This window comes from Myxacorys chilensis (assembly GCF_059505265.1).
Map to the genome: position 1 here is coordinate 48,661 of NZ_JCACKG010000208.1, position 25,005 is coordinate 73,665.

The 25,005-nt window shown below is 48.1% G+C and carries 19 protein-coding genes and 1 tRNA gene; 12 read left to right on the forward strand and 8 right to left on the reverse strand.

What is annotated here, in order from left to right; genetic code table 11:
• Positions 1 to 121: 121 nt before the first annotated feature.
• From AC5JLB_RS20475 to AC5JLB_RS20485, 3 genes are all read left to right on the forward strand, one after another.
• Positions 122 to 853, forward strand: a complete 732-nt coding sequence (locus AC5JLB_RS20475; RefSeq protein ID WP_495875666.1) for a glutathione peroxidase — start codon at positions 122 to 124, stop codon at positions 851 to 853.
• Positions 854 to 952: 99 nt separating this feature from the next.
• Positions 953 to 1,444 (forward strand): hypothetical protein, encoded by a 492-nt coding sequence (locus tag AC5JLB_RS20480; RefSeq protein WP_495875667.1) that lies wholly within the window; start codon positions 953 to 955, stop codon positions 1,442 to 1,444.
• A gap of 726 nt (positions 1,445 to 2,170) precedes the next feature.
• Complete coding sequence (locus AC5JLB_RS20485; RefSeq protein WP_495875668.1) at positions 2,171 to 3,331, forward strand: DUF4114 domain-containing protein; 1,161 nt, start codon at positions 2,171 to 2,173, stop codon at positions 3,329 to 3,331.
• 119 nt (positions 3,332 to 3,450) lie between these two features.
• On the opposite strand, the gene AC5JLB_RS20490 is transcribed toward AC5JLB_RS20485, so the two are convergent.
• From AC5JLB_RS20490 to AC5JLB_RS20500, 3 genes are all read right to left on the reverse strand, one after another.
• Positions 3,451 to 3,521, reverse strand: a tRNA-Gly gene (locus tag AC5JLB_RS20490).
• Positions 3,522 to 3,602: 81 nt separating this feature from the next.
• The gene (locus tag AC5JLB_RS20495) at positions 3,603 to 6,689 is read right to left on the reverse strand and encodes an efflux RND transporter permease subunit (RefSeq protein ID WP_495875669.1); all 3,087 of its coding nucleotides are present in this window, start codon (positions 6,687 to 6,689) and stop codon (positions 3,603 to 3,605) included.
• A gap of 73 nt (positions 6,690 to 6,762) precedes the next feature.
• Entirely contained in the window at positions 6,763 to 8,250 is a 1,488-nt protein-coding gene (locus AC5JLB_RS20500) for an efflux RND transporter periplasmic adaptor subunit (RefSeq protein WP_495875670.1), read from the reverse strand.
• A gap of 333 nt (positions 8,251 to 8,583) precedes the next feature.
• On the opposite strand from AC5JLB_RS20500, the gene AC5JLB_RS20505 reads away from it, so the two are divergent.
• From AC5JLB_RS20505 to AC5JLB_RS20525, 5 genes are all read left to right on the forward strand, one after another.
• Positions 8,584 to 9,420, forward strand: a complete 837-nt coding sequence (locus tag AC5JLB_RS20505; protein ID WP_495875671.1) for an Npun_R2479 family HD domain-containing metalloprotein — start codon at positions 8,584 to 8,586, stop codon at positions 9,418 to 9,420.
• Between the two features lie 103 nt (positions 9,421 to 9,523).
• Positions 9,524 to 10,669, forward strand: coding sequence for an AI-2E family transporter (locus AC5JLB_RS20510; protein ID WP_495875672.1), 1,146 nt, complete (start codon positions 9,524 to 9,526; stop codon positions 10,667 to 10,669).
• Positions 10,670 to 10,699: 30 nt separating this feature from the next.
• Positions 10,700 to 11,842, forward strand: a complete 1,143-nt coding sequence (locus AC5JLB_RS20515) for an ABC transporter permease (protein ID WP_495875673.1) — start codon at positions 10,700 to 10,702, stop codon at positions 11,840 to 11,842.
• A gap of 4 nt (positions 11,843 to 11,846) precedes the next feature.
• Entirely contained in the window at positions 11,847 to 12,794 is a 948-nt protein-coding gene (gene pip, locus AC5JLB_RS20520) for a prolyl aminopeptidase (protein ID WP_495875674.1), read from the forward strand.
• Between the two features lie 415 nt (positions 12,795 to 13,209).
• Positions 13,210 to 13,509: a ferredoxin gene (locus tag AC5JLB_RS20525; RefSeq protein ID WP_495875675.1), complete on the forward strand. Its 300-nt coding sequence runs from the start codon at positions 13,210 to 13,212 to the stop codon at positions 13,507 to 13,509.
• Positions 13,510 to 13,822: 313 nt separating this feature from the next.
• On the opposite strand, the gene AC5JLB_RS20530 is transcribed toward AC5JLB_RS20525, so the two are convergent.
• Positions 13,823 to 15,370 (reverse strand): SpoIID/LytB domain-containing protein, encoded by a 1,548-nt coding sequence (locus AC5JLB_RS20530; protein ID WP_495875676.1) that lies wholly within the window; start codon positions 15,368 to 15,370, stop codon positions 13,823 to 13,825.
• A gap of 396 nt (positions 15,371 to 15,766) precedes the next feature.
• On the opposite strand from AC5JLB_RS20530, the gene AC5JLB_RS20535 reads away from it, so the two are divergent.
• The 4 genes from AC5JLB_RS20535 (at position 15,767) to AC5JLB_RS20550 (ending at position 18,049) form a co-directional block, all read left to right on the forward strand.
• Positions 15,767 to 16,036 (forward strand): ParB N-terminal domain-containing protein, encoded by a 270-nt coding sequence (locus tag AC5JLB_RS20535; protein WP_495875677.1) that lies wholly within the window; start codon positions 15,767 to 15,769, stop codon positions 16,034 to 16,036.
• Between the two features lie 114 nt (positions 16,037 to 16,150).
• Positions 16,151 to 16,636 carry a Dps family protein gene (locus AC5JLB_RS20540; RefSeq protein WP_495691757.1) on the forward strand — a complete coding sequence of 162 codons (486 nt, stop codon included), beginning with the start codon at positions 16,151 to 16,153 and terminating at the stop codon, positions 16,634 to 16,636.
• Between the two features lie 54 nt (positions 16,637 to 16,690).
• On the forward strand, positions 16,691 to 17,344 hold the full coding sequence (locus tag AC5JLB_RS20545) for a helix-turn-helix domain-containing protein (RefSeq protein ID WP_495875678.1): 654 nt from the start codon (positions 16,691 to 16,693) through the stop codon (positions 17,342 to 17,344).
• Positions 17,345 to 17,503: 159 nt separating this feature from the next.
• Complete coding sequence (locus AC5JLB_RS20550) at positions 17,504 to 18,049, forward strand: Dps family protein (protein ID WP_495875679.1); 546 nt, start codon at positions 17,504 to 17,506, stop codon at positions 18,047 to 18,049.
• Between the two features lie 84 nt (positions 18,050 to 18,133).
• Here AC5JLB_RS20550 and AC5JLB_RS20555 read toward each other — a convergent pair whose 3' ends face one another.
• From AC5JLB_RS20555 to AC5JLB_RS20570, 4 genes are all read right to left on the reverse strand, one after another.
• Positions 18,134 to 19,747, reverse strand: a complete 1,614-nt coding sequence (locus AC5JLB_RS20555) for an alpha/beta hydrolase (RefSeq protein WP_495875680.1) — start codon at positions 19,745 to 19,747, stop codon at positions 18,134 to 18,136.
• Positions 19,748 to 19,962: 215 nt separating this feature from the next.
• Positions 19,963 to 21,201 carry a glycosyltransferase family 2 protein gene (locus AC5JLB_RS20560; protein ID WP_495875681.1) on the reverse strand — a complete coding sequence of 413 codons (1,239 nt, stop codon included), beginning with the start codon at positions 21,199 to 21,201 and terminating at the stop codon, positions 19,963 to 19,965.
• A 211-nt stretch (positions 21,202 to 21,412) separates the two neighbouring features.
• The gene (locus AC5JLB_RS20565) at positions 21,413 to 23,611 is read right to left on the reverse strand and encodes a GumC family protein (RefSeq protein WP_495875682.1); all 2,199 of its coding nucleotides are present in this window, start codon (positions 23,609 to 23,611) and stop codon (positions 21,413 to 21,415) included.
• Positions 23,612 to 23,800: 189 nt separating this feature from the next.
• Entirely contained in the window at positions 23,801 to 24,673 is an 873-nt protein-coding gene (locus tag AC5JLB_RS20570) for a WecB/TagA/CpsF family glycosyltransferase (protein ID WP_495875683.1), read from the reverse strand.
• Positions 24,674 to 25,005 lie beyond the last annotated feature (332 nt).

Here is a 25,005-nt window from a genome sequence, read left to right on the forward strand (position 1 = left end):
TCTGTGCAATTAGCACACGATGTTCAAGAAGTTGCTTTGTAAGCGCTGGAAAGTTCTTAGTTGACAACTCGTACTCGGAACGAGTACGCTTAAAGGGATTCAATTAACAGGAGACTCATTTATGCTTGCCAATCGAGAAGGGCAAAAAGTTCCTAGCGTTACCTTTCGCGCCCGTGAAAATAACCAGTGGGTTGACATCACCACTGACGATATTTTTGCTGGTAAAACTGTAGTCGTTTTCGCATTGCCTGGAGCATTCACGCCAACATGTTCTTCAACTCATGTTCCTGGATACAACGATCTTGCAAAAGTGTTTAAAGGCAATGGCGTTGATGAGATTGTTTGCATTTCTGTTAATGATACATTTGTGATGAATGAATGGGCAAAAGATCAGCGTGCTGATCACATTCGGCTACTCCCCGATGGGAATGGCGACTTTACCGAAGGCATGGGAATGCTCGTTGACAAGACAGATCTAGGATTTGGTAAGAGATCGTGGCGCTACTCGATGCTGGTGAAAGATGGCACGATTGAAAAGATGTTTATCGAACCGGATGAACCCGGCGATCCATTCAAAGTATCTGATGCAGACACGATGTTGAACTACATCAATGCTCAGGCAGAAAAGCCCAAAACCGTATCGCTGTTTACGAAAGTAGGCTGTCCGTTCTGTGCTAAAGCGAAGCAGACGCTGAGCGAGAACGGTTTAGATTACGAAGAAATTGTGCTGGGTCAAAACATCACCTTACGATCGCTAAGAGCGATGACAGGCGCAACCACCGTTCCTCAAGTGTTCATCGATGGCAGATTGATTGGTGGATCGGAAGCCGTGACCTCGTACTTTGCCGCGTAATGGTTCACTCGTTCGTAATTCGTAATTGGGCAATTCTGATTACGAATTACGGATTCATCCCTACAATGGATAGGATAGTGCCAAAAATAATTTTCTGTAATGGACAAGTTGTTGGATGCTGAGCGATCAATTGAGATTGCAAATCGTCTCAAAAGCAAAGCGAAAGTCAGTTTTGAGAATACTGCAAAGGCGATTGCGCTCGTTGAAGGAGCACAATATGTTCAAGGTTTTTTGGTGTTCTCAGGTGCGCCTCATCAACCCATTGAGCATAGCTGGTTAGAACTTAGCGAGTCTCAGGACGGTACAGAAACGACACGCATTATTGATCCAAGTTTTTCTTCCTTAAATCGCAAGCCAGAAGAACTTTATTATTTTGCGGCACAGCAGCTAACTGCCAAGAAGTTGAAAGCTGCGATCGAGGAAGCAAAGGAAGATTATCCTGAAGATGATCCGCTCCCGATCTATGGCTCCATGCCTTATGAGTACTATGGCGATGTCATGTTGGGTGGTAAAGCTTATCTCGAAGCGTTTGAAGCAGCTCAAGAGAAGTGTAGAGTTTTGAATCGACCGAAAAATAACGGTAATTCCTAAGCGATCGCAGTAACGCTATTTTTCTCGGCTTCACTTCTCGTATAAGTTTAGATACGTTTGCCATTTTGAAGCGATCGCTGATTTAATACCAATTTTATTCATTAGTGCGACAGGTCGTAAGGACACTTTATGCCCTTACCGAATGGTTCGATAGTGAGTATTTTTTGCTTGATTTGCCTTATCACTAAACAGTCTTAGATTGATTAATTATAGATTTCTAAATAGCTACATGTAACACTGTAGTGTGTCTCAAGAGAACCAAAACAATGGTTCTAAGCGTTCCGATAAGTGGCAAAAACTGAATATTGACTGCAACTTTGCTTTGAGCGTAAACATCACTCATTGGAGTGAAATGTGAATATTATGCAGAATTAATCTGTATTCATTAACTCAGTTAAAATTTTTATAATTAATTATTTTTGTGCTTAAAGAAACAAAGGTGTTTGGATTCAATTCATCGCTGCGTATTGCCTATTTTCATTATGATTCTTAAGTGTTTTTAGCGCTTTTTTGATGAAGTTTTACGTATCAAAAAAGCAGGTTGTGCAGCAATTTTTACTTCCTAATTCAGTACTTTTGACGTTGTACAAAACTATTTGAGTTTTCGTTTGATTTACTATCTATTAAGGGTGAATTCGGTCGCACTGCAAGTGCAATGAGCGACCGATCTTAGATATTGCACATAGAAGCCAAAGACTGTTGTACATTTCTCAGGGAGTTATCACCATGGTTATGGGTGAATCCATTTCTAGCTCGTCATCGAGTCTAACCACCGACATTTTTCAAAATCAGACTACCGTATTAGATACAACTCCCACGCCCCTTACCCCGCCGCCTCCCGGCGGTGCATCAAGCGCAAGCCTTCCTGCCGCTCCTCAAGACCAGGTGTTTGACCTGCGCTCCTTGACGGGACTTGTTCGAGGACTCTTTAATACCACGAGCATTACCGCAGATTACAACAACACCGTTGGTATTTACCGAGTGGAGGATACTCTAGGTACAGTTATCGATCCGAGCAGTGGGACGTCTTATGCGCCTGGAGACGCTGGATATAGTCAGGCAGCCGTACGGCGATCGCAAACCGCTGGTGATGGCATTACGTTTGATCCAAGATCAGGAGATGTCCCGGTTGCGCTTCAAGGGGGAGCGCTCTATGCGCCCTACCTGATTTCCAACAATACCGCCGAGAGCGTTCTGCAAAGGAGTGACGTAAACACTTACTTCAACTTCACGGCCGCTAACTCAGATGGTGGGTTTGACCATTGGCGCACAACCGAAGATGGCAAAATCGTGGTGGAAGATCTATTTGGCGGCGGCGATCTCGACTTTAACGATGCGATTTTAACCGCGACATTTGAGACTCCAACCATCGATTTGCCTGCTGCACCCCAAGATCAAGTGCTTGATCTACGCGATCGCACGGGTCAGGTTAGAAGCTTGATCAATACCCAGAGCATCACGGCTGACTACAACAATACGGTGGGCTTGTACCGCATTGAAGACGCGCTTGGAACAGTGATCGATCCAAGTAATGGAACGTCCTATAAGCCAGGAGATGCAGGCTATGGCTTGGCGATCGTGCGGCGATCGCAGGCAGACGGCGTTACCTTTAGTGCGAGAGCGGGAGATGTAGCGGCAGATCTGACGGGAGGTGGAGTCTACGCGACCTATCTGATTGCGGATGCAACAGTGGATGACGCTCTCAATGGCAAAAATCCCAATATCTACTCCAACTTCGTCGCTGCAAACGCGGATCAGTTTGATCACTTCATTGGAGCAGGTACAACTGCTGCCGGAAGCACTAGCTTTAGTATTGAGGATCTGTATGCTGGTGGCGATCTCGACTTTAATGATGCCGTCATAACCATCACCTTTGAGAACGTTTAAGAGCGTTCAGCTATAGTCGGTAATCGCTGTGGAATAGGTTCTCTACGATTACCGGATATGCAAGAAGCCTCCTGATGACAGTATCAGGAGGCTTGGTTATCAGAAGACTTATTTGATGAAGCGGGTAGCGGGAATCGAACCCGCAACTAAACCTTGGGAAGGTCTCATTTTGCCACTAAACTATACCCGCATGTGACAAGCATTATAGCGACTTTTAGATAGAACAGAGCAGAGAGTTTACAACCGCTTATAAAACTTCCTGCTCTCTTCTTTAGTGTTTAGCCGCTTGTTGTAATGGATCTTGCGATCGCCGCTTGGTTGCACCTTTCAATAATCGTCCAAAGATGAATCCTTGCAGCGCATCGATATAGGTAAAGATCACTGGCACGACGATCAATGTTAGCAGGGTGGATGTCATCAGGCCGCCAATCACCGCGATCGCCATCGGAGCGCGTTGCTCTGATCCTGCCCCGATGCCTGCTGCGATCGGTAGCATTCCCGTAATCATAGCGATCGTAGTCATCAAAATCGGACGTAACCGGGCGACTCCAGAATCTAGCACGGCTTTGTAGAGCGGCTTGCCTTCTTTTTGATTCAGTAGCGCATAGTCTACCAGCAGAATCGAGTTCTTTGTTACCAATCCCATCAGCAGCACAATGCCAATTAGGGCAAATAGTCCCATTTCTTTGTGAGTCACGAGTAGCCCCAGCAAAGCTCCGCCCAAAGAGAACGGCAACGCCACCATAATCGTGAGGGGGTGGAGAAAATCGCCAAATAGCAGCACCAGCACGGCATAGATGAACAGAGCGGCGGCTCCCAAAGCGAGTCCCACATTGGTAAACAGTTCGCTCTGAATTTTGGCATTGCCAAATCGCTCTTCCTGCACCGTCGGCGGCAGATTCTTCAGCGCCGGGAGTTCGTGCACCGTAGTCAGAGCGTTTCCTAGAGCTACACCTTGGAGATTTGCCTCCACTGCAATCTTACGGGAGCGATTGTAGCGATCGATTTGAGACGGCCCACTGCCAAAGCTAACTTCTGCCACCGTTTGCAGTGGCACCAAATCTCCTGCCTGAGTTTGAACTTGCAGATTGCGAATTGTATTGATGTCGTCTCGATACTTTGGATCAAGTTGAACCCGAATTGGAATTTGACGATCGGATAAATCAAATTTTGCCAAGCTCGAATCGTTGTCACCAATTGTTCCTAAACTTGCGGTTCGGGCGATTGTAGCAACACTCACGCCTTGATCGGCTGCCCGCGCCGGATCAGGTTTAATCAAGATTTCAGGTTTGACTAAACTGGCACTTGACGCAATTTCGACGAGTCCTGGAACCTGCTGCATCTGTTTTTCTAGCTCTTGAGCTGTTTTGGTCAGCGCCGCCGCATCTTCACTTTTCAGCACAATCGACAAGTCTTTGGCCGAACCACCCACTCCGCCACTATCAAAACTCAGTCTGGTTCCAGGAATTTCTCTAAACTTGGCTCGGAAGTCCTTCTCAAATTCTTGTTGTGAAATATTTCGCCCTTCGCCTTTTGGCTTCAGCTTGGCGTAGAGCGTCGCTTTGGCGACCGACTCGTCGGTTTGTACGCTAGCCACATTTGGATTTTCCAGTAGCATCGCCGTTAGCTGTTGAGTGGCGCGATCGGTCGTTTCGATCGTCGAACCGGGCGGCAGTTGCATGTTGATAATTGATAGTCCCACATCACCATTGGTGAATAGACCCGTTGGAATGAATGGAACCAGCATGAAGCTACCGATCAAGAACGCTACTGATAGCCCAATCGTGATCACCCGATGCTTGAGTGACCACGTTAGCAAGCGACGATATTGGAACGAGAGCCGATCTTTACTCAAGTCTTGCTCATGATGAGGTTTGTCTTTCAACAGATACGCTGCCATTAGCGGGGTTACTGTCCGGGCGACTAGCAGCGAGAAGAGAACTGAACCTGCCACCGCCACCCCAAAGGGTCGGAAAAATTGACCACTAATGCCGCTCATGAGCGAAACCGGAGCGAAGACTGCCACGATACTCATAGTCGTTGCGACTACCGCTAGACCAATTTCGTCGGACGCATCGATCGCCGCATGATACGCTGACTTGCCCATCGCTTGGTGCCGTTCGATGTTCTCAATTTCAACGATCGCATCATCCACCAAAATTCCCACAACCAGCGCTAGCGCCAGCAGTGTCATGAAGTTGAGCGTGTAGCCCAACATCTTAAACACAATGAAGGTCGGAATCAGAGAGAGCGGCAGAGCCACAGCAGTGATCAGCGTTGCTCTCCAATCCCGTAAGAAAACCCAGATCGTGACGATCGCCAAAACTGCACCCAGCACGATTGCTTCAATTGAGGCGAAATACGATTCCCGCGTATAGTCGGCGCGAGCACTGTTAATCAGTTCGACCTTGATATCTGAAGGTAGTGTCTTCTGAAAGTCTGCGATCGCGGCTTCAACGCCGTCTACCACAGTGACAAGAACGGTTCCAGTACTGCGTAAAACATTAAATGCCACCGTTGGCTTATTGTCCAACCGTGCCATTTTGCGGACATCGCCTGCGCCATCGGTTACAGTTCCCAAACTCGACAAGGGCGTAAAGCCGCCTTTGGGCAAGGCAATCTGATACTGTCGCAAACTTTCCACGTCAGGTGCACTACCCAACGTCCGAATCGATTGTTCGCTGCCACCGACTTGTCCTCGTCCGCCGGGTAAGTTGGCGTTAAAGGCACGCATCTGGTCATTGACTTGAGTCGCCGTGATGCCCAGTGCTTGCAGCCGATCTGGATTAAGGTTGACGCGAATTTCTCGATCAATACCACCAATTCGATTCACTTGAGAAACACCAGGAACCGCTAGAATGGCTCGACTGAGCGTTTGATCGACGAGGTTACTTAGTTCTGCAACCGACCGCGTTTCAGAAAAGACGCTATAGGTTGCGATCGGCCCGCCCGAAAAATCGACGCGCTGAACGATCGGATCGTTGATGTCTTGCGGCAAGTTTTGTCGCACCTGAGCCACGGCATTGCGGACATCATTGGTGGCGCGATCGCTGTTTGTGCCTAGAACAAACGCAACGGCAGTCCGGGAAATGCCATCATTGACGGTTGAAGTAACCTGGTCAATATTGCCCAGTCCCGCCACAGCATCTTCAACCTTTTTGGTCACTTGAGATTCCAATTCAGTTGGGTCGGCTCCGGGTTGAGTCACGGTGACCGTTACGGTGGGAATGTCAACGTTGGGGTTCTCATCAATCCCCAACATGGGATAGCAGACGATTCCTCCCAACGTCAAGACAATGAACAGCACTAGGGTCGGAATCGGTTTCCGAATAGACCAAGCAGAAATATTAAATGACATAAGCTCCTAAAGCAGGAAGCAGAATTGAAGATTGAACAACAAGTCGGCGCGAGTGCGCCATTTCTATCGCCACTTATTTCACAACCGTGACGCGATCGCCATCTTTTAAGAACCCTGCCCCCGCCGTAATCACCTGTTCGCCAGGTTTTAGTCCTTCTTTCACAACCAAGCGTCCTTCAGATGGCTCGCCCACCTGCACGGGACGGGCGCGGGCAACCTCTCCGTCTAACACGTAGACAGTCTTTTGACCGTCGGACTGCGACAGCACCGCTTCTGTCGGAACGGTTAGAACTTCCGCCGTGTCATACGCGATCGCTGCTTTGAGAAAGATGCCGGGTCTAATGGATGCATTTGGAGGCAAGTTAATCTTCACCGTCGCTTGACGAGTTTTTTCATCTACGGTCGGATCAATTTCCCGCACCTGACCCTGCACTTTGAGTTGCGGATCGGCATCCGACGTGACTTGAGCGATCTCGCCCTCCCGGACTTTCGACAACAGATTTTCGGGAACCTTGGCTTGTAGCTCTGTTGCTCCGTCTTGAATGATCGCAAACAGGGGATCTTTTCCCGTCTGATCGCCCACGCTTACCGTCTTCTTCGCGATGATGCCGCTGGCTGGGGCTTGAACGACCGAGGCTTGATTCAGTTGGGTCTGCTGCTCTTGAAGTTGTGCGATCGCATTTTTCACGCCTGCTTGAGCTTGACTCACGCCTGCTTGAGCTTGACTCACGCCTGCTTGAGCTTTGCTTACCTCTGCTTGTGCCCGTCCCACATCGGCTTGAGCGCTATTAATGCTGCTTTGCGCTACATTGACGTTCTCGCGAGCTGTCACCGCACTCGTGCTGCGAGACTCTGCTTCTTGACGAGACACAACGCCTTGATTAGCCAGACTCTGATAGCGACGGAGATTGCTTTCTGCTTCCGCCACCGCCGCTTGCTGCTGCCGGAGTTGCGCCCGCTTTTGCTCAACGCCAACCTTAGCAGAGGTCAGTTGCGCCTGTGCAGTTTGCAACTGCGCCCGTGCCCCTTCCAGCTGAGTTTCAGCGGATTGATATTGCGCTTGCGCCGACGACACTTGAGCATTTGCCTGATTCAGGCGCTCTTGCTGCACCGAATTGTCTAAAACGGCGATCACTTGTCCCGCTTCCACTCGCTGTCCTTCCTGGACGCGAATTTCCTGAATCTGCACCCCTGCCGCTTTTGGAATCACAGACACCCAATCTCGTGCTTGGACTGTTCCCTGAGTGGGGAAGGTCTGAGAAACAGAGGTCAATTGAGCGGGTTCAATGCTCACCGTTTGCCCTGCCACAGTGGCCTGCATAGGTGCAGGAGCTGCAGGTTGTTTATTTGAGCGCGATGCGACTGCCATGCTGCCTGCTGCGATCGCCATACCCAATCCCAGCCCTAGTAGCACTCCCCGTCCACCCGAAAGCCACCCCCGCGCAGGAGCGTCAGATCGCTCAGGTAGAGCGATGCCTGAATCTGAATCTGAATGTTCAATTTCTGGAGGAGACGGTTGCGATTCAGGGGGATCAGTCGGTGAGAAGGTGTTGAATGCCACGTTTTTCTTTCCTCATCGGAATTAGATGACGATTCTAAGTACAAATCTGGAACCACAATCGTGAACTTAGTCTTCACGAGTTCTTGATATTTCTTTAACTAATTATGACGTATGCGAAGTATTGTTGTGCAACATTCTTGTCAAACACAGTGAGGGAAACAAAAGAGGAATCTATTGTCTCTCACACAAGCACTACAGATGGCTCGGCAACGAATACGGACGCTTCACTGTATCTTTCCCCTATTTTGAGCAAGGATCTGTGTGAGCAAGAATTTTTGAAAATTTGGGGAAAAATAAGTCAAATTGCCTGCATTGCAACTCTTAAGCGCCCCCATGTTTAACGCAACCGAGCTCCTAATCGACGATTTTGTCTGCAAACTCAAAGAAGGCTATCACCGTACATATGGTGGCTGGAAGTCTGATTATGAAGACATTATTGGCTGGGTTGGATCGATGGCAATGGAAAATATTGCCAACAGCGATGCCCTCTATCACAACGTAGAACATTCCATCCTAGTAACGCTGGTCGGGCAAGAAATCCTTCGAGGACGACATATTCGGGAAGGAGGAGTGTCATGTGAAGATTGGCTGCACTTTGTGATTGCGCTGGTTTGTCATGACATTGGCTATGTCAAAGGAGTATGTCGGCACGATCAAAAGGGAATGTATGCCACCGGACGCGATCGCAAAATGGTGTCGCTGCCTCCCGGATCTTCGGACGCTGCTCTGACGCCCTACCATGTCGATCGCGCCAAGCTGTTTGTCGATGAGCGCTTTGGCGGGCATAAGCTGATCGATGCTGAAGTGGTGAAATATAACATTGAACTGACTCGGTTTCCGGTTCCGGCCGCTGAAGATCATCAGAACACCACCCACTATCCGGGTCTGATTCGAGCATCTGATTTGATTGGTCAACTCAGCGATCCACGCTACTTAAAAAAGATTAGTGCGCTCTACTATGAATTTGAAGAGACAGGCGTAAATAAGGCGTTAGGCTATCGTCATCCGGGAGATTTACGTAAAAACTATCCAAAGTTCTACTGGCATGGCGTTTATCCCTACATTAAAGACGCGCTGTACTACTTATCGTTGACCCAGCAGGGTAAACAAATTGTTGCGAATTTGTACTCGAATGTGTTTGTGGTTGAACACGAACGATTGGACGACTAGCGAGCAGCACTGGGTTCGAGAACGGTGTCACCATTCCATTGAACGCAAAAGCGATAGGATGTAAAGACAAATTTGGCTCTCGATCCTCGTTCAGTCTTTAATTATGGATCGTTTTTTCTCTCCAATTCAACAGTTTCTCATTACCTGGCTGTTGATTCTCGTCACAGGTTGGTTGACGTTGAACGCGCTTACCTATTTTGGTGAATTACTCAGCGTTCTGGTAACGGCGGGGCTAGTCGCGTTTGTGTTGAACTATCCTGTAGTGCGGTTGCAGCAGGTTCTTCCAAGACCGCTTGCCGCCGCGATCGTCTATCTTCTCGCTGGGGTTGCGTTGGTTGTTGCGGGTCTGACGATCGCACCGCCCATTCTTCACCAAGCTCAACAGCTAATTACAAATCTACCTAATCTGATTGGCTCGGGTCAGCAGCAGTTAACCGACCTCCAAGATTGGAGTGATTCGTGGCGATTGGGGATTGATCTATCGTTTCTAGAACAGCAGCTTTCAGCTCAGGTGCAAGGGCAGGTACAGGCGATCGCATCAACCGGAATCGGATTAGTCGTTGGTACGTTCAACTGGGTGCTGGACTTAATTTTGATTCTGGTGATTTCGTTCTACTTTGTGCTGGATGGCGAAAAACTTTGGAATGGGTTAACCAGCATTTTCTCTGACCCAATTCGAGACAGTCTTACAGCCTCGCTGCGGGATAGCTTACAGCGATTTGCCTCAGGGCAACTGCTATTAGGGCTATTCATGGCAACGACGCTATCAGTTGCGTTCTGGTGGCTTAGAGTGCCGTTCTTCCTCGTATTCGCCGTGTTCATAGGTGTTCTAGAAGTCATTCCCTTTGTGGGAGCAACGCTGGGCATTGCGACGGTGTGTGTTGTAGTCGCGTTTATTGACTGGTGGTTGGCACTTCAAGTGTTGGGGACAGCGATCGCGCTGCAACAAATCAAAGACAACTTCATCGCGCCTCGAATTTTGGGTAATCTTACGGGCTTAAGCCCCGTGGTTATTCTGGCGTCGCTGCTGTTTGGAGCTAGGGTCGCCGGACTGCTTGGCGTGATTTTGGCGATTCCTTTAACCAGTGTTATAAGAACCATACTAGACATCATTCTTAATCCTAGTTTGCCGCCTCAATCTGGTTCGATCTTCTCGGAAATCGTAGAAAATAGTATCCTTGAACCCATCTTATCGATCGAGTCAGACGACGAAGACCAAAAAATTTCGGTTGTCGGTCAAGAACGCTAATCGCTCTCTACCCCACATCGCGTACGCCTTATGAACTGGTGGCAAAAGCTCAAGAGAAATCCATTAGCCCGCTTTGGTGCGCTACTTCTGCTGGTGTTCTATCTTGCGGTGATTGGGGCTGAATTTGTCGCGCCCTACGATCCCTACGAATCTCAAATTGATGGAGCGCTCTTGCCGCCCACGGAGATTTACTGGACAAATCAGAATGGCGAGTTTGTTGGCCCCCATGTATATCCCACAATTCAAGGCCCGATTAACGTTGAGACAGGGGAACGAAATCTGATTGTTGATCGCTCAAAACCATCGCCGATCCGACTGTTTGTGCAAGGCGATCCGTACCGTATTCTTGAGCTTCGCCTGCCGCTGCCAACGCAGCCTTCCCTCACTGATCCAAAATTTGAGGAGATAGAGATTTTCCCCGGTATTCCTGGCAATCTTCACCTGTTTGGCACAGCAACCGGAGCTGCTAGATGGAACCTTCTTGGAACCGATGAGCAAGCGCGGGATCAGTTCAGCCGATTACTTTTTGGTGGCAGAATTAGTCTCAGTATTGGTTTAGTTGGGATTGCGCTCTCGTTCCCTCTAGGAATGCTAGTGGGCGGAATTTCTGGCTATTTTGGTGGCTGGCTAGATGCCGGACTCATGCGCTTTGTCGAAGTGCTAATGACGATTCCTGACATTTATCTGCTCGTTGCTTTAGCCGCCGTACTGCCACCCGGTTTGTCTAGCGCTCAGCGATTTCTGCTGATTATCTTGATTACCTCCTTTATTAGTTGGGCTAGCTTGGCACGCGTGATCCGTGGTCAGGTGCTGTCCATTAAAGAGCAAGAATTTGTGCAAGCGTCGCGGGCAATGGGCGGCAAGCCGTTGTACATTATTCTGCGCCATGTGCTGCCTCAGACGGCAACGTATGTCATTATTTCCGCCACGCTAAGAATACCGAGCTTTATCGTCGCGGAGTCCGTTCTGAGCTTGATTGGATTGGGCATTCAGCAGCCTGATCCATCGTGGGGCAATATGCTGTCTCTTGCCACAAATGCGTCAATTTTAGTTCTACAACCGTGGTTGATTTGGCCCCCCGCTTTGCTGATTATCCTGACTGTATTAGCATTTAATCTTCTAGGCGATGGCTTGCGCGATGCGCTCGATCCTCGCAGTTTACAACAACGCTAATACTATGCGTAACCTTTATCCCGTGATCGCGCCCTATCAAACTGGGATGCTTCCCGTCTCGGAGCTTCACACCCTCTACTACGAACAGTCAGGCAATCCGAACGGAAAACCTGTTGTCTTTCTGCATGGTGGTCCGGGTGGTGGAACGATTCCTGAACACCGACAGTATTTTGACCCAAGCCAATGGCGAATTATCTTGTTTGATCAGCGTGGTGCTGGCAACAGTACGCCCCATGCCGAACTGCGGGAGAATACGACATGGGATTTGGTAAGCGATATTGAGAAACTGCGATCGCATCTCGGCGTTGATCAGTGGGTCGTATTTGGCGGCAGTTGGGGCAGTACTCTGGCCTTGGCCTATGCTCAAACGCACAGCGATCGCTGCTTAGGCTTAATCTTGCGCGGCATCTTTTTACTTCGCCGTAAAGAGATTCTCTGGTTCTACCAAGAAGGCGCAAGCTGGATTTTTCCTGATGCGTGGGAATCATATCTTGCGCCGATTCCTGAAGCAGAACGACAAGATTTAGTCTCGGCTTACTACCAACGACTTACGAGCGATGATGCCGGAATCCGTCAACATGCCGCGAAAGCTTGGTCAGTCTGGGAGGGAAGTACAAGCCGATTGTTGATCGATCCTGATTTGCAAGATCATTTTGAGGAAGATGCTTTTGCTGAAGCGTTTGCGCGAATTGAGTGTCACTACTTCACCAATCGAGGCTTCTTCGGGGTGGATGACCAGTTGTTAAAAGGGTGCGATCGTATCCGTCATCTTCCCATCGTCATTATCCAAGGTCGCTACGATGTAGTTTGCCCGATGGCGTCTGCCTGGGATTTACATAAAGCTTTACCTGACGCTGAATTTATCGTGGTTCCTGATGCCGGACATTCCATGATGGAAGCAGGAATCCTAAGTGCTTTGATTGAGGCAACAGATAAATTCGCAGCTTACTAAGAGACAATCTGCATCCTGCAAAACGTTAGCCATCTTGCATCTTCAACAAGTCGGATCTTTCCTAATCGACCCGTTACTACCCTAATTTCCCAACTTGTGCAACAAGCCCTGCAAGAGCGCGGCAGCCTGATGTTGAGAAATTTTCGACAACGATTAATTCAATGATTTTTGTGCAATTTTTACCTTCTTAGCTCTCTTTTCGGACCCGTCCTATAAGTATAAGTAGATTAAATGGGCAGTTTTTATTACGAATCCCATTCACAAAAGCGCGAATTGACCGTCTTAACTCTTAAATTTTCCCGTAGTATCAGAATTGAAGTTGGCAAACGGTATAAACCAAGTATTGGTAAAACTTAAGTCAACGATTTCAGAAGGCAATCAATGCCGTTTCTACAAATAGAGAGGATCACACCGCATGGCTAGTTTCAAAGTCACGCTAGTTAACGAAGCTGAAGGGCTAAATACCACGATCGACGTGCCCGAAGATGAGTACATTCTTGATGCGGCTGAAGAGCAAGGTATTGACCTGCCCTACTCCTGCCGCGCGGGTGCTTGCTCGACTTGTGCTGGTAAGATCACGGCCGGCACAGTTGACCAGTCTGACCAGTCCTTCTTAGATGATGACCAGATCGAAGCAGGCTATGTGCTCACCTGTGTTGCATACCCGACTTCCGACTGCACTATCATGACTCATCAGGAAGAAGAACTGTACTAGATTCTTCTAACCAAACAGAGAGGATTCTCGCTTCTCATCTCTCTGTTTGGTAATGATGGAAGTAGCCCCTTGCTACTGCCGCCGCTCTAATTTTAAGGAGCGGCAATTCTCAAAACCCCTATGTTTTTTGCAGGTTGCAGAAGCGCCGCTCTGGTGCTTCTGTTTTGTTGCATTTAGGGTAGGGAAACTGAAATCGAATCACTAAAATCCCGCCTAGTAGGCATTCATCCGTAGTGTTTTGCAGTTCCGCCTTCCTCAGCTATTGACCCGTTATTGATCTTGTGAAGATTGGTGTTGTGAAGCTTGTCTCTCTTCAAGAACGATCCTTCCACAACGCGATCGATTGGTTAATCGGCTGCAACTGAGTGCTAGGAAAATAGAAGTTAAGAATTTTTGCACTCGACCAGCCTGCTGCCCCTAGACGGTAAGTTCCCATCTGGCTCAAACCGACTCCATGCCCAAAGCCGCCGCCCACAAAGGTGAAGCCCTTCAGCACGCGGTTTTTGTCAACCATCGGTTCGACGTAAAACAGAGTGCTTGCAGGTTTGGAGAACACATTTAGAACATCGTCTTTTGCAAGTTCGACGACGCCTGCATCAGTTGTGACAGATGCTTTGAGAATTCGTCCCCCGTGCGATCGCTCAGTGACCTGAATATTCCGAATCGTCTTAAAATTTGCCAGCGGATGCTGAACACTCTTGAGGTACTCGCGTAGCTCCAGATTCAATTGCTCAAGGCTGCTGGGATATTTCCACCGAAACAACTCCGCTTTATCTTCGTTAAAGCCTGTTTTTTGGGCAATGAAGGCTCGGAAATTGGTTTCGTTCGCCAAGCTGCGAGTCTTTAGATCCCACACCGGATTAGCTGAATCGATAACGGTCGTCAAGTAAGGTCGCTCCCAGCCGCGCCAAACGTCGTTAAACGAGGCTGTGACCCCCCCACTAGTTGAGGAATAGAGCGCATCGACTAACTCATTCTGATAGGTGAGGACTAAGCCGCGAGTTGCCGCGATCGCACGATCTGTCGTATCTGCCGCTGTTCCCAAGCCAAAATAAACTTGGCATTGTGTGGTGGCACAAAGCTGATAGTCATCTGCCACGAAGCGCCGTAAGTTTCTCAATACATAAGTTCGGGCAAGTATTGCTTGCGCTTCGAGAACGGGTTGAGTGGCCCATCCTCCAATCTCATTGGGCACGACGCCGCGCAAATACGTTTCTAATCCAACAAAGTTTACTAGCGAATAATTTCCGTAGGCGTTCGGTTGAATGCGGAATGCTCCTCCATACAGTCGATTGGGAACATCATCGCGATCGCGATCAACAAACACCTTGCCGTAACCAGATGAGATATCCAGCCGATCTGCGCTGTAGCGGCGACCGTTGAGCGTCCAGCTAACGCGAGGCACGGAGGTCAGTACCCGACTGTCAAGCCGCACCTGTTTAACGCCCTTCGCTTCTAGACTTTGCACCAACAGCCGCCGAAGTAGCGGCGTATTGTAAGTACTGCGCTTTGCCCACACCTCCCATCGATTCGGCTGCGCCATTTCGACTTCGATACCCTGCGCTTTCCACTGCTGCGCCTGGTCTTCTGCCGTCTCGAAGCTGCGATGAGTGCTAAACACAACTCGCTCGTAAAGTTCCGGGTGGGGAATCGGCTGCTTGGCAATTTCTAACTTTAAATTAGAGGCGGTCAGTATTTCGGGCTTGCCGTTGACCTCAAACCGTAAAGTTAAGCGATCGCCAGAAGCCGCTTGAAGCTGCATTGTATCTTTCTGCTTTTCGCCAAACCGTTGCACAATGCCAATTTGTAGCTGTACGTCTTGTTGAGCGGTTGCTGTTTTGGGGTGAATGATGTCCCCCATGAGAGAGGTGATTGCAAGGGCAATGCTAGAGAAAACATGAAAGCGGGTAGATATCCAAAACAAGGGAGTCAAGCCTCGCTATTTTTGAAAAGGGCAAATAAAGAAAATGAGAAGTAGTACAGCAATAGCGTGCGCCTGATGGTTAGAGACCACTCGGCACTCCTGACGCAAGAGCCTGGTAGATCTTTCCTGTGCCCTGAGTGTTTTCCGGGCGGTTAGGCATGAATGCAACAATGGCATTGGCAGTAATTGCAACCCGCGTGAAGGTGATCTTACTCCAGAAATACCAACGCGACGCATCTAGAATCCATGACAATAACTTGCAACTCGTACTCATAATGAGTATGATTTAGAGGTGAGACAAAACTGAATTCGAACCTAACTTAGACTTGAACCATGGTGAGAGTACAAGAGATTCCAATCAAGCAAATCCGCCGCCCTCTATTTAGACTTAGACAAAATGATCAGGCAAAAGTTGCAGCCTTGATGGACTCGATCGCAGAAGTTGGACTGCAAGAACCGATTGACGTGCTAGAAGTAGACGGTGAGTACTACGGCTTCTCTGGATGTCACCGCTATGAAGCCTGTAGCCGATTGGGACAGGAGACGATTTTGTGTCGTGTGCGTCGTGCCCCTAAATCTGTTCTTCAACGGCACTTAGCCTAAAAAAACGGCTCTTCTTGCCCATTCCCGGTTCAAGAATTTTCTACTTTGAGATATTTTGTCTAAGGGGACGACAGTTCTCTAAGACTGGTTGATACATACTATAAGGAGAAAGCAATGGTTGCTCAAGTGAATACAATCGATATTGGGATCGAAGAATCGAAGCGCAAGGAAATCGCTGAAGGGCTGTCTCGCCTGTTGGCAGATACTTACACGCTATATCTGAAAACCCATAACTTTCACTGGAACGTCACAGGCCCGATGTTCCAAACTCTTCACCTCATGTTTGAGACGCAATACACCGAGTTAGCGTTAGCGGTCGACTTGATTGCAGAGCGCATCCGTTCCCTCGGCTTTCCTGCTCCCGGAACCTACAGCGAGTATGTAAAACTAAGTTCCATCGAAGAAACTCCGGGTGTTCCCAAAGCAGAAGATATGATTCGCCTACTGGTGGCTGGACAAGAAGCCGTCGCTCGCACTGCAAGATCTGTATTTCCGATCGCAGACTCTGCCAGTGATGAACCAACCGCAGATTTGCTGACCCAACGGCTACAAATTCACGAAAAGACAGCGTGGATGTTGAGAAGTTTGTTGGAACAGTAAAAAGGGTGAGCGGAACAGGGTAAAAGAAAACAGTACTCTTTTCCGTCAGCTTCAATGAATCAATCGAAGACTTATGACTATACCCCTCAACTCCGGCAATTGATGCAAGTGAGGGGTATTTCTTCGTTTAGGCAATTGAGCCAGCAAGCGGGTGTCTCCCAAAAGCAGGTGAAACATTTAAGAGGGGGACAGATTGGGCAAATGCGCCTAGAAACTCTGATGAAACTGGGAGAAACATTGGACGTTGCGATCGCAGATCTACTATCTACCTTTAGTCCAAGCGTGGATGTTGCTCATCCATCGTCCGCTACTTCATCTGAGATACTCAATCTTCAACAGGAGTATCAACGCTTGCAAACTCAGCTTCAGAATCAGAAACAAGAACTCTGGAATGAGTTTCAAGCATCATGCATCCAAACGCTAGAACCTTGGCTTCTGCAATGGTCAGCAGCAGCCTACGCGGCTCAACAAAACCCTCAAGCTCCAGCGGTCAAACTATTGCCCTTAGTTCGCCCAATTGAACAATTGCTGCAACAGTGGGAGATCGAAGCCACTGCGATCGTAGGAACTGAACTTCCTTATGATTCCCGTCAGCATCAGTTGATGGGAAGCACAGCCAATCCTGGAGACTTAGTGCGCGTTAGATACGCGGGCTACAAGCAAGGCGAGCGACTTTTGTATCGCGCTAAAGTGAGTCCTGTCAACTAAGATCTTTAACACTCCACTTTCTAAATTCCAAGCTTTTCAGGTTAGATCTACCCAAGAGTCAGGAGATGATGTCTTATCCTTCTCCCCTTTGATTGATGCTGCTTAACTCTAAATTTGGTGAAGTAGGTAGAGAAACCCGCGCTGGAGAATGTGATTGTAATGCGTAAGCTAAATATTGGTCTATCTGATGAGCAACGCCAAGGCGTATGCGATTTGCTTAACCGCGACTTAGCAGATGCAAATCTTCTGCTGATTAAGACGAAAAAGTACCACTGGGATGTTACTGGACCTGAATTTCGTTCTTTGCATCAAATTTGGGAAGAGCAGTACACAATCTTGAACGAAACGATCGACGTTGTTGCTGAGCGTATCCGGGCATTGGGTAACTTCCCTATAGGAACTGCAGAAGACTTTCTAAAGTACACCTCCATTAAAGAGCACAGCGGAGATGTCCCTATCGCTCAGAAAATGGTGTCGAACCTAGTTGAAGACCACGAGCAAGTTATCCGCAACTTGCGGCAACATATTGATCAGTGCTCTGACGATTTCCACGATGAGGGAACCGCAGATTTCCTCACTGGCATCATGGAGCAACACGAAGAAATGGCGTGGATGCTGCGCTCCTTTATTGAAGGGCAAGCCGTTCAGCCAGATGGTCAACAGCCTCCAACTGATGTCCGCTTCCCTGCTGGTGTAGCTGGCTAAGCTGAGTACGATCGCACTTTAGAAATTACAAAAAAGGGCGAGGAGAGCTTATCTTCCTCACCCTTTTTATTTGTATGCCGTTTACTAAAATAGGGTCGCCAAACTGAGCCAACGAGTTAAATTAGCTGGCAACTCGTTGTTTAGCCGCAATGGTAGAGTTGAGGTTGAAAGGGATTGAGCGTAAGCAGATGACAGGAAGGGTTTGTAAGTTTTAGCATCAGGCGTTAGTTGTTTGGCAAATGCTAGGCTAGTTCCTTGTAATAGTCGGCGCAAGGGTTCAACATCTTGACCTTGACGCTCTTTTACGATCGTTCCTTGAGTCTTCACTTTTCCAAAATAAATTGGATCGCTCACGCTAAGATGAGTTGCTCCAATCGATGTGATGAGATATTTAGGCGTTGGAAGCTGCAAGAAGGGTTGAAGCTGTTGACTGAAGGCAGGAGCGAGGGCATCGTCGGTACTGGTAAGGATCATGGTTGGCGTTGCCACTTGCTGGAGTCCTGACTTGCCAAAAATTTGTCCAATTGCAGGATTGAGCGCGATCGCTTGCTTGATCCGCTGATCCCTCAAACTAAGCTGTCGCTCAGAAAGTTGACTCGCTGCACATTGCAACCAGTCAGCCGGAACCCGTTGCAGCACGCCACTCGTGCGACAAAATTCGCGCAACTCATCTAACCGCAGTTCTGCTCCTGCTAGCGCAAGCGCATCATAGCCTCCAAGCGAATGACCGATGATGCTAACTTGCTGGGTGTTGAGCTTGCCTTGAAGAACCCCAGACTGATTGAGGTTGACAAATTCATCTAGTAAAAAGCTGATATCTTTTGGACGCTCCACAAATTCCTTCGCTGATATCAATCGCTCTGGATCAAAGGATGCAGACGGCCCGTTCTGAACATTAGAGGGATGCTCGATTGCAGCAACCGTAAACCCGTGAGATGCCAAATGACGCGCTAAATAAGCTAGAAACTTTCGATTCGCTTCAAATCCGGGTGAGATGACCACTAGTGGAGCTTGGGTGTTGGCGCTCCAATACAAATCAACAGGTAGGCGACGGTTTCGCGCTCTATCTTCAAACGTGAAGTCTTGCTGCTGAACCGATTCTGAACCGGAAGCCGCCGGATCAAACGATGATTGAAACGCCGAATTACTAGCGGTCAGGTTCTTCTCCAGCAGCGAACTCACCGCTTGGCTTTTCCAGTACGAAAAATTTAGCTTGGAGGCAATCCCTAAAGCTTGAGTGACATCAACTGTAATTGTCTCCTGAGGAATCGCTTTAATGACTCCAATTGCATCAAGCCCATTTAACTGCCGAGCCGCCAGCCAGAATCCAGCTTGCAGGTCTTCTAGACTCAATCCCGGCGACGCTTCGCGAATCGAATCCAATATCCGTTTGCCAGAAGCCGATTTTAGTAGCTCCTCAACAACTTGACTGCCTGACTTTGGATCAAGTTCTAGGCGATTAGTCAGTGCTTTGCGGAAATCTGAAGTTAAAAATGGAGAATAAAGCTGTAGTGCAGAAGGAACTTCTCCTGTCTTAGCGTAGGTTTCTAAATCAGTAACCTGAATCGATTGCTGAAAGGGACCCAGCTTCAGGTTCAGTCGTTCTGCGGCGTACCCCGGCGCGCTCAGTCCAAGCGCGATCGCACTGCATGTTCCTAGCGGAACGGCAACTCCAGCTAATTTCCGAAGAGATGCCACAAAAGGGAGCTTACTTATCTTTGACGTTAATTCTTGCCGCTTCACAATAACCGTCCTATCACAACAGCTTTGGTTTTTGAAGACATCCAGCCCTGAGAGTTGATTTCCCAACTGAGGTCATTAGCTCAGTATAGAATCTCCGCTCTTGTTCTCGATGGGTTGCTCCAAAGGTTGCGACTCGCCTCAAAACAATTTAGTTCCTATTTCAAAATGCCTTACTCGTCTACAAGTTCTACAATTCCCTGCTTTGAAGCTCCCTCTGAATCTCGTTCTGTACGAACCCAGTCTCGTTGTGGTTTTACTAGGAATCTAAAATATAGAGGAATTTTCCAAAGAATATAAAATGGAACCGAGAGTAGCTGCCTTAACGGTAAATCTGCGCGTCCAAATTTTGCCCAAGCTAGCAGAATGGCTAGAAATAGACAGCTGCCTGCGATCGCCATTAGTTCTGCTGCCGTCCACAGATCAGAAGTAGTTCCCCATACCAAAGCTGCAATTGTAAGTCCAAGCCAGCCCATCACAAACAGTGATAGAGGAGGAATAGACAACTCTAAGGCAAGGGCAAACGCTTCTGGTCGCTGTTTTTCAATACCTGCTTTCAGAAGCAATGGTACGTACATTTTAATCGCTTGAAGATGCCCATGCTCCCACCGAGTACGCTGACTACGAGCGGCGCGTTCCTGCTGAGGAAGATTGCCGATTACCAGAGCTTCAGGACAATAGATGGGGGCATAGCCTGCGATCGTCAGATCCAAACTTAACTTCATGTCCTCTACCAGATGCCCATTTGCTAAATCCACGGAGCGAATTACTGCCCAAGGAAATGCCATCCCGGTTCCAGTTAGCAAACACGGCAATTTGAGCCGAGACAGCCCTAATGGACGAACTAAATTCTTTACAGTAAAGGCGAAAGCTGATACGGCATCTTTAGGACTTGGAACAGCAGGTTTCTCCATTAGATAGGTCGCCTGTGCAGGGCGACCTGTTGTGATTGCGGCCTGCGTTAATTGAGCGATTGTACCGGGTTGCACCCGACAATCTGCATCTATCAGTACTACTACATCCGGTGGATCAGCAGCTAGATGTCTCAAGCCATAATCTAAAGCATACCCTTTTCCTACCTGAGCTAAATTGTGACGCTCAATCACGGTTGCTCCCGCTTTGCAAGCAATTTCTGCGGTCGCATCAGTACAATTGTCTGCAATCACAACCACTCGATCGTGAGGCTTGAGTTGAGGCACTAAATCTGCCAAGGTTAACCCCAAACAAACCTCTTCATTGTGAGCAGGTACTAAAACAGCAATTCGATGCTGCTGGTGAGTTGTAGCAATTTTTCTAGAAATAGGTAGGAAAGCAGCAAAACATTCAATTAGAAGAAAGCTGCTTAAAACTGAAAAACTTAGGGTACTAACTAATGCAATAGAATTAACGAACAAACTTATCAACTGGTTCATCAGCATTGACTGGTACCTAAAGCTCTAAATCCCTATTAGATCTAAATTCATGAAACTTTAGCCTGAGCAAAATTTCAGATTCAAGTCATCTTTTATTTCAAGCTGTGCTGCTTTACCTGCTCTTGCACAACGCTTACACCTAAGCAAATTGAGAGCGCTGACTTGGTGCAGCGCTCAACAACCTGTCCACTCCCGTTAAGCAGTTCGCTTTCTACCGAGGTGCAAGAGACTTTGGCAGTCGAAGAGCCTCTCCCTTCTCCGACATCTGCTCACGAGGACTGCTGTAGTAGAAGTAGCTATCAGGCTCGTGCTTCATATTGACCCCGTTTGCCACCAGCCCAAGAATATTAGGCTCAGACCGTGCCAGAAGAGATTTCGCTGCCGTTGCGCTTGCAGAATCTGCAACGCCCGGACGGACAACGACCAGCACTCCGTCTGACATTTTGCCAAGAACAGCAGCATCAGCTGTTCCTGCCAGAGGCGGGGTGTCAAATAGAACGTAGTCATAATCTTTCGCTACGGTCTCTAACAGTACCGTCATTGCTTCAGAATCAATCAAAGCAAGTGGGTTGGGCGGCATGACTCCCGCTGTCAAAACGGAAAGGTTGCTGGTAATAGGCTTCACCGCGTGTCTTAACTCACTTTGATCAACAACCACATTGCTCAATCCGATCGTATTGACCAATCCCCACAAATGGTGCTGAGTTGGATTACGCATGTCAGCATCAACAAGGAGCACTCGCCGCCCAGACTGCGCCATGATTGCTGCAAGATTTGCTGCCACTTCTGACTTTCCTTCACGGGGAACAGCGCTACTGACAACAATCGTTCTAACTTTCTTGTCCAAGCTAATGAACTTCAAGTTCGCTTGAAGCATTTGATAAGCTTCATGAATCATTGAACGCGGCGAGGTCATCGCGATGACTCTAGGCGAGACGCCATCAATGCTGGCAGAAACTGCTGTAGGAGTATCGCTCGTCTCAAACTTGGGAATTAAGCCCAACATGGTGTATCCGTAGAGCTCTTCGGCTTCTTTGACCGTTTTAAGTGAGCGATCGATCGCATCAACTAAGAATGCCGCCGCTATGCCTAGCAATAGTCCGACTAGTCCACCACCTGCCAAGAATAGAAGGCGTAAAGAACTAGCTGGTTTGGTTGGAGCAGTTGCAGGTTGAATAATCCGAGCGTTGCCAACCTCCTGGGTCTTAGCCACTTGAATTTCTTGCAGACGATTAGAAAGATTTTCATACGCTTTCTGAGCAAGAATTAAGCGACGCTCCAGATCTCCCTCGCCCTTATCAAGGGTTGGTAGAGCGACGGCTCTCTGGCGATAGCCAGATTCCAGGGCCGCAAGTGTCGCAATTTTGCGCTCTAGCCCTAACCGCTGCACTTGAAGTTGTACAAAGTCACCCGCTAACTTACGCTTGACGTCACCCATCTGCAAAGTGCCTACATTCACGGGAGCATCTGTTCCCATAGCTTGTGCAACTCGCTCTTGCAGCAACCCTGTCAGTTTTCCTTCCTGATCTTCTAAAGCCGCGATCGCAGGATGCTTTCCTTGGAAACGGGTTTTTTCCACGGCCAACTTAGTCTGAACGCGTTGATATTCTGCCAGAACTTCTTGGACTCCTGCGTTTTGGCTAAGAGAGGCAATGTCTACCGCTTGTGCTGCGTTGACTCCGAACTGGCGCTGTACAGCCGCTTCTTGTGTCCCAACATCCGCCAATTGAGTCCGAGCCTGATTTAATTCATCCTGCAAAGTACTAATTGTCGCTACTGCGGCTGATGACTCTTTATCAAGATCAACAATCTGATTTCGGGTTCTAAACTGGCGTAAAGCCTCTGAAGCTTGCTCTAGCTCTGCCTCAGCCCTTGGCAGCTGTTTGTCAATGTACTGCCCTGCGGCCACTGCCTCCTGCTGGTTCTCCTCAATGTTGTTGTTAAGGTAAGCTTTCATGACCTGGTTAACAACGGCAGACGCCCTCTCTGGATCTTTGTCAGTGTAGGCAATTTTGAGAACATCTGTACCGACAACTGGCTCGACCTTAAGCTTGAGATCCTCTGGATTAAGAGGACGCCCTTTGTTGTCCTTCAGCTGCAACGAATCAATCACCTGCTGCAAAATTGGGTATGACTGAACCACAACAGCCTGAGTGTCCAAAGGGTTACCCTCACGTTTGAGGGATTCTAGAGCACCAATCTTCTCACCCACGCCCGTTAGGGAGGTTGTTCGGTTGGATTGAACGAGGACTCGTCCACTCGCTTGATAGCTGGGTCTCTGCATTGAGGTTGCCAACGCCACTAGCCCAATGGTTGCTGCAAGAACGCTAGAAGTAACTAACCAACGGCGTTTTAAAACCAGCCAGTAGTTTTGAATATCTAGCTCTTCGGAATAGCGCTTAGTCTCCATAATGTATCGCTCACCTATAAGTTAGGGATCTCAGGAACGGGGGGTGCATTAGAACGGGTTACACGAGATTGAGAAGTGGAAATCTGAAGGTTGTTAGAAGGTCATCGTCCAAGTGAGTAGGAAGATAGATACTGCTTAACATGGAGACGTTCCAGTAGTGTCTCTAAACAGGCAATGTTATGACTCCAACTATGCCACTATCTTGAAGGATCTACATAGAGCATCATAGGGACGTTTAAGGAATCTTTTTGTTTGATGCCCTAATCGCTTTGCCAGAGATCGCGGTTCTTGAGGTCGAGGGGAATGCTCAGAGGCCCAAGGATTGCGATATAGGCTGAGTCGCTGCTGCAAGATTAACCAGAAAAAAGGAAGATCATGAATGAGATAGCGCTTCCACAGTCGGCGCGGCTCACAAATAACTCGATAAAGCCACTCCAAGCCAACTTCGCTCATCCACCTAGGAGAACGCTTGACGTTTCCCGCTTCAAAATCAATCGTTGCTCCAATCGCCAGAAATGTTTTGATATTATGAAGTTGATCTCGATATCGCATAAGCCAAAGTTCCTGTTTTGGTGCACCTACCCCGATCGCCAAAACAGTTGCTCCAGAATTGTTGATTAACCGAACAATCTTTTTGCATTCCTCCTCATTCATCTCAAAACCAAATGACGGCGAATGAGCCGCTACAACAATATCGCGACCTACTTTCGCATTAATTTTTTGCCTTGCTCGCTCTGCAATGCCAGGAGCAGAACCGAGTAAGAAAATCTTTACACTCTGCTCATGCTTGTAGTATGTGTAGAAGGCCGGAAACAGATCTGAACCAGATATTTTTTCCTGAATGGGCGTTTTCAAAAACCTTGCTGCATACATCAGAACTTTACTGTCGCATACCATGTAGTCAGCGCCCTGGTAGGCTTGATAAAACTCTTGATTGTGCTGAAGCTTGACCAGATGATCTACGTTTGGAGTGAAAACTGTCCCACCGAGCCGTAATTTATCTAGCAACTCGATCATCGCGATATTATGAACGTTGATATTCAAGAGATGAACTTGTTGCATTGCCACTACCCAAACTTCTCTACAGCGGCTTACATCAGATACTAGGTCAGAAATACCAAGCACTTTCGGGAGAACGCTTATAGTTCGAAAACTGCTTCAGGTGCTACGCTCCAAAGAATTAGAGGAAACCCCTAGTCTCTTTCTGTATCAGGACCGCTCCGTATGTAATTTAATCTAAGGGGGGCATCAGAGTTAAGTCAACCGAAGCCCCTAGCTACTTCACTGAATCTTTACCTAAGCCATGAGGAATTTACTGAAATTCTATACAGTGCAACTACAGAATACTACAGTTGTAGATGTTGAATTTAGAATTGCATTTCGCTTAGAATCAG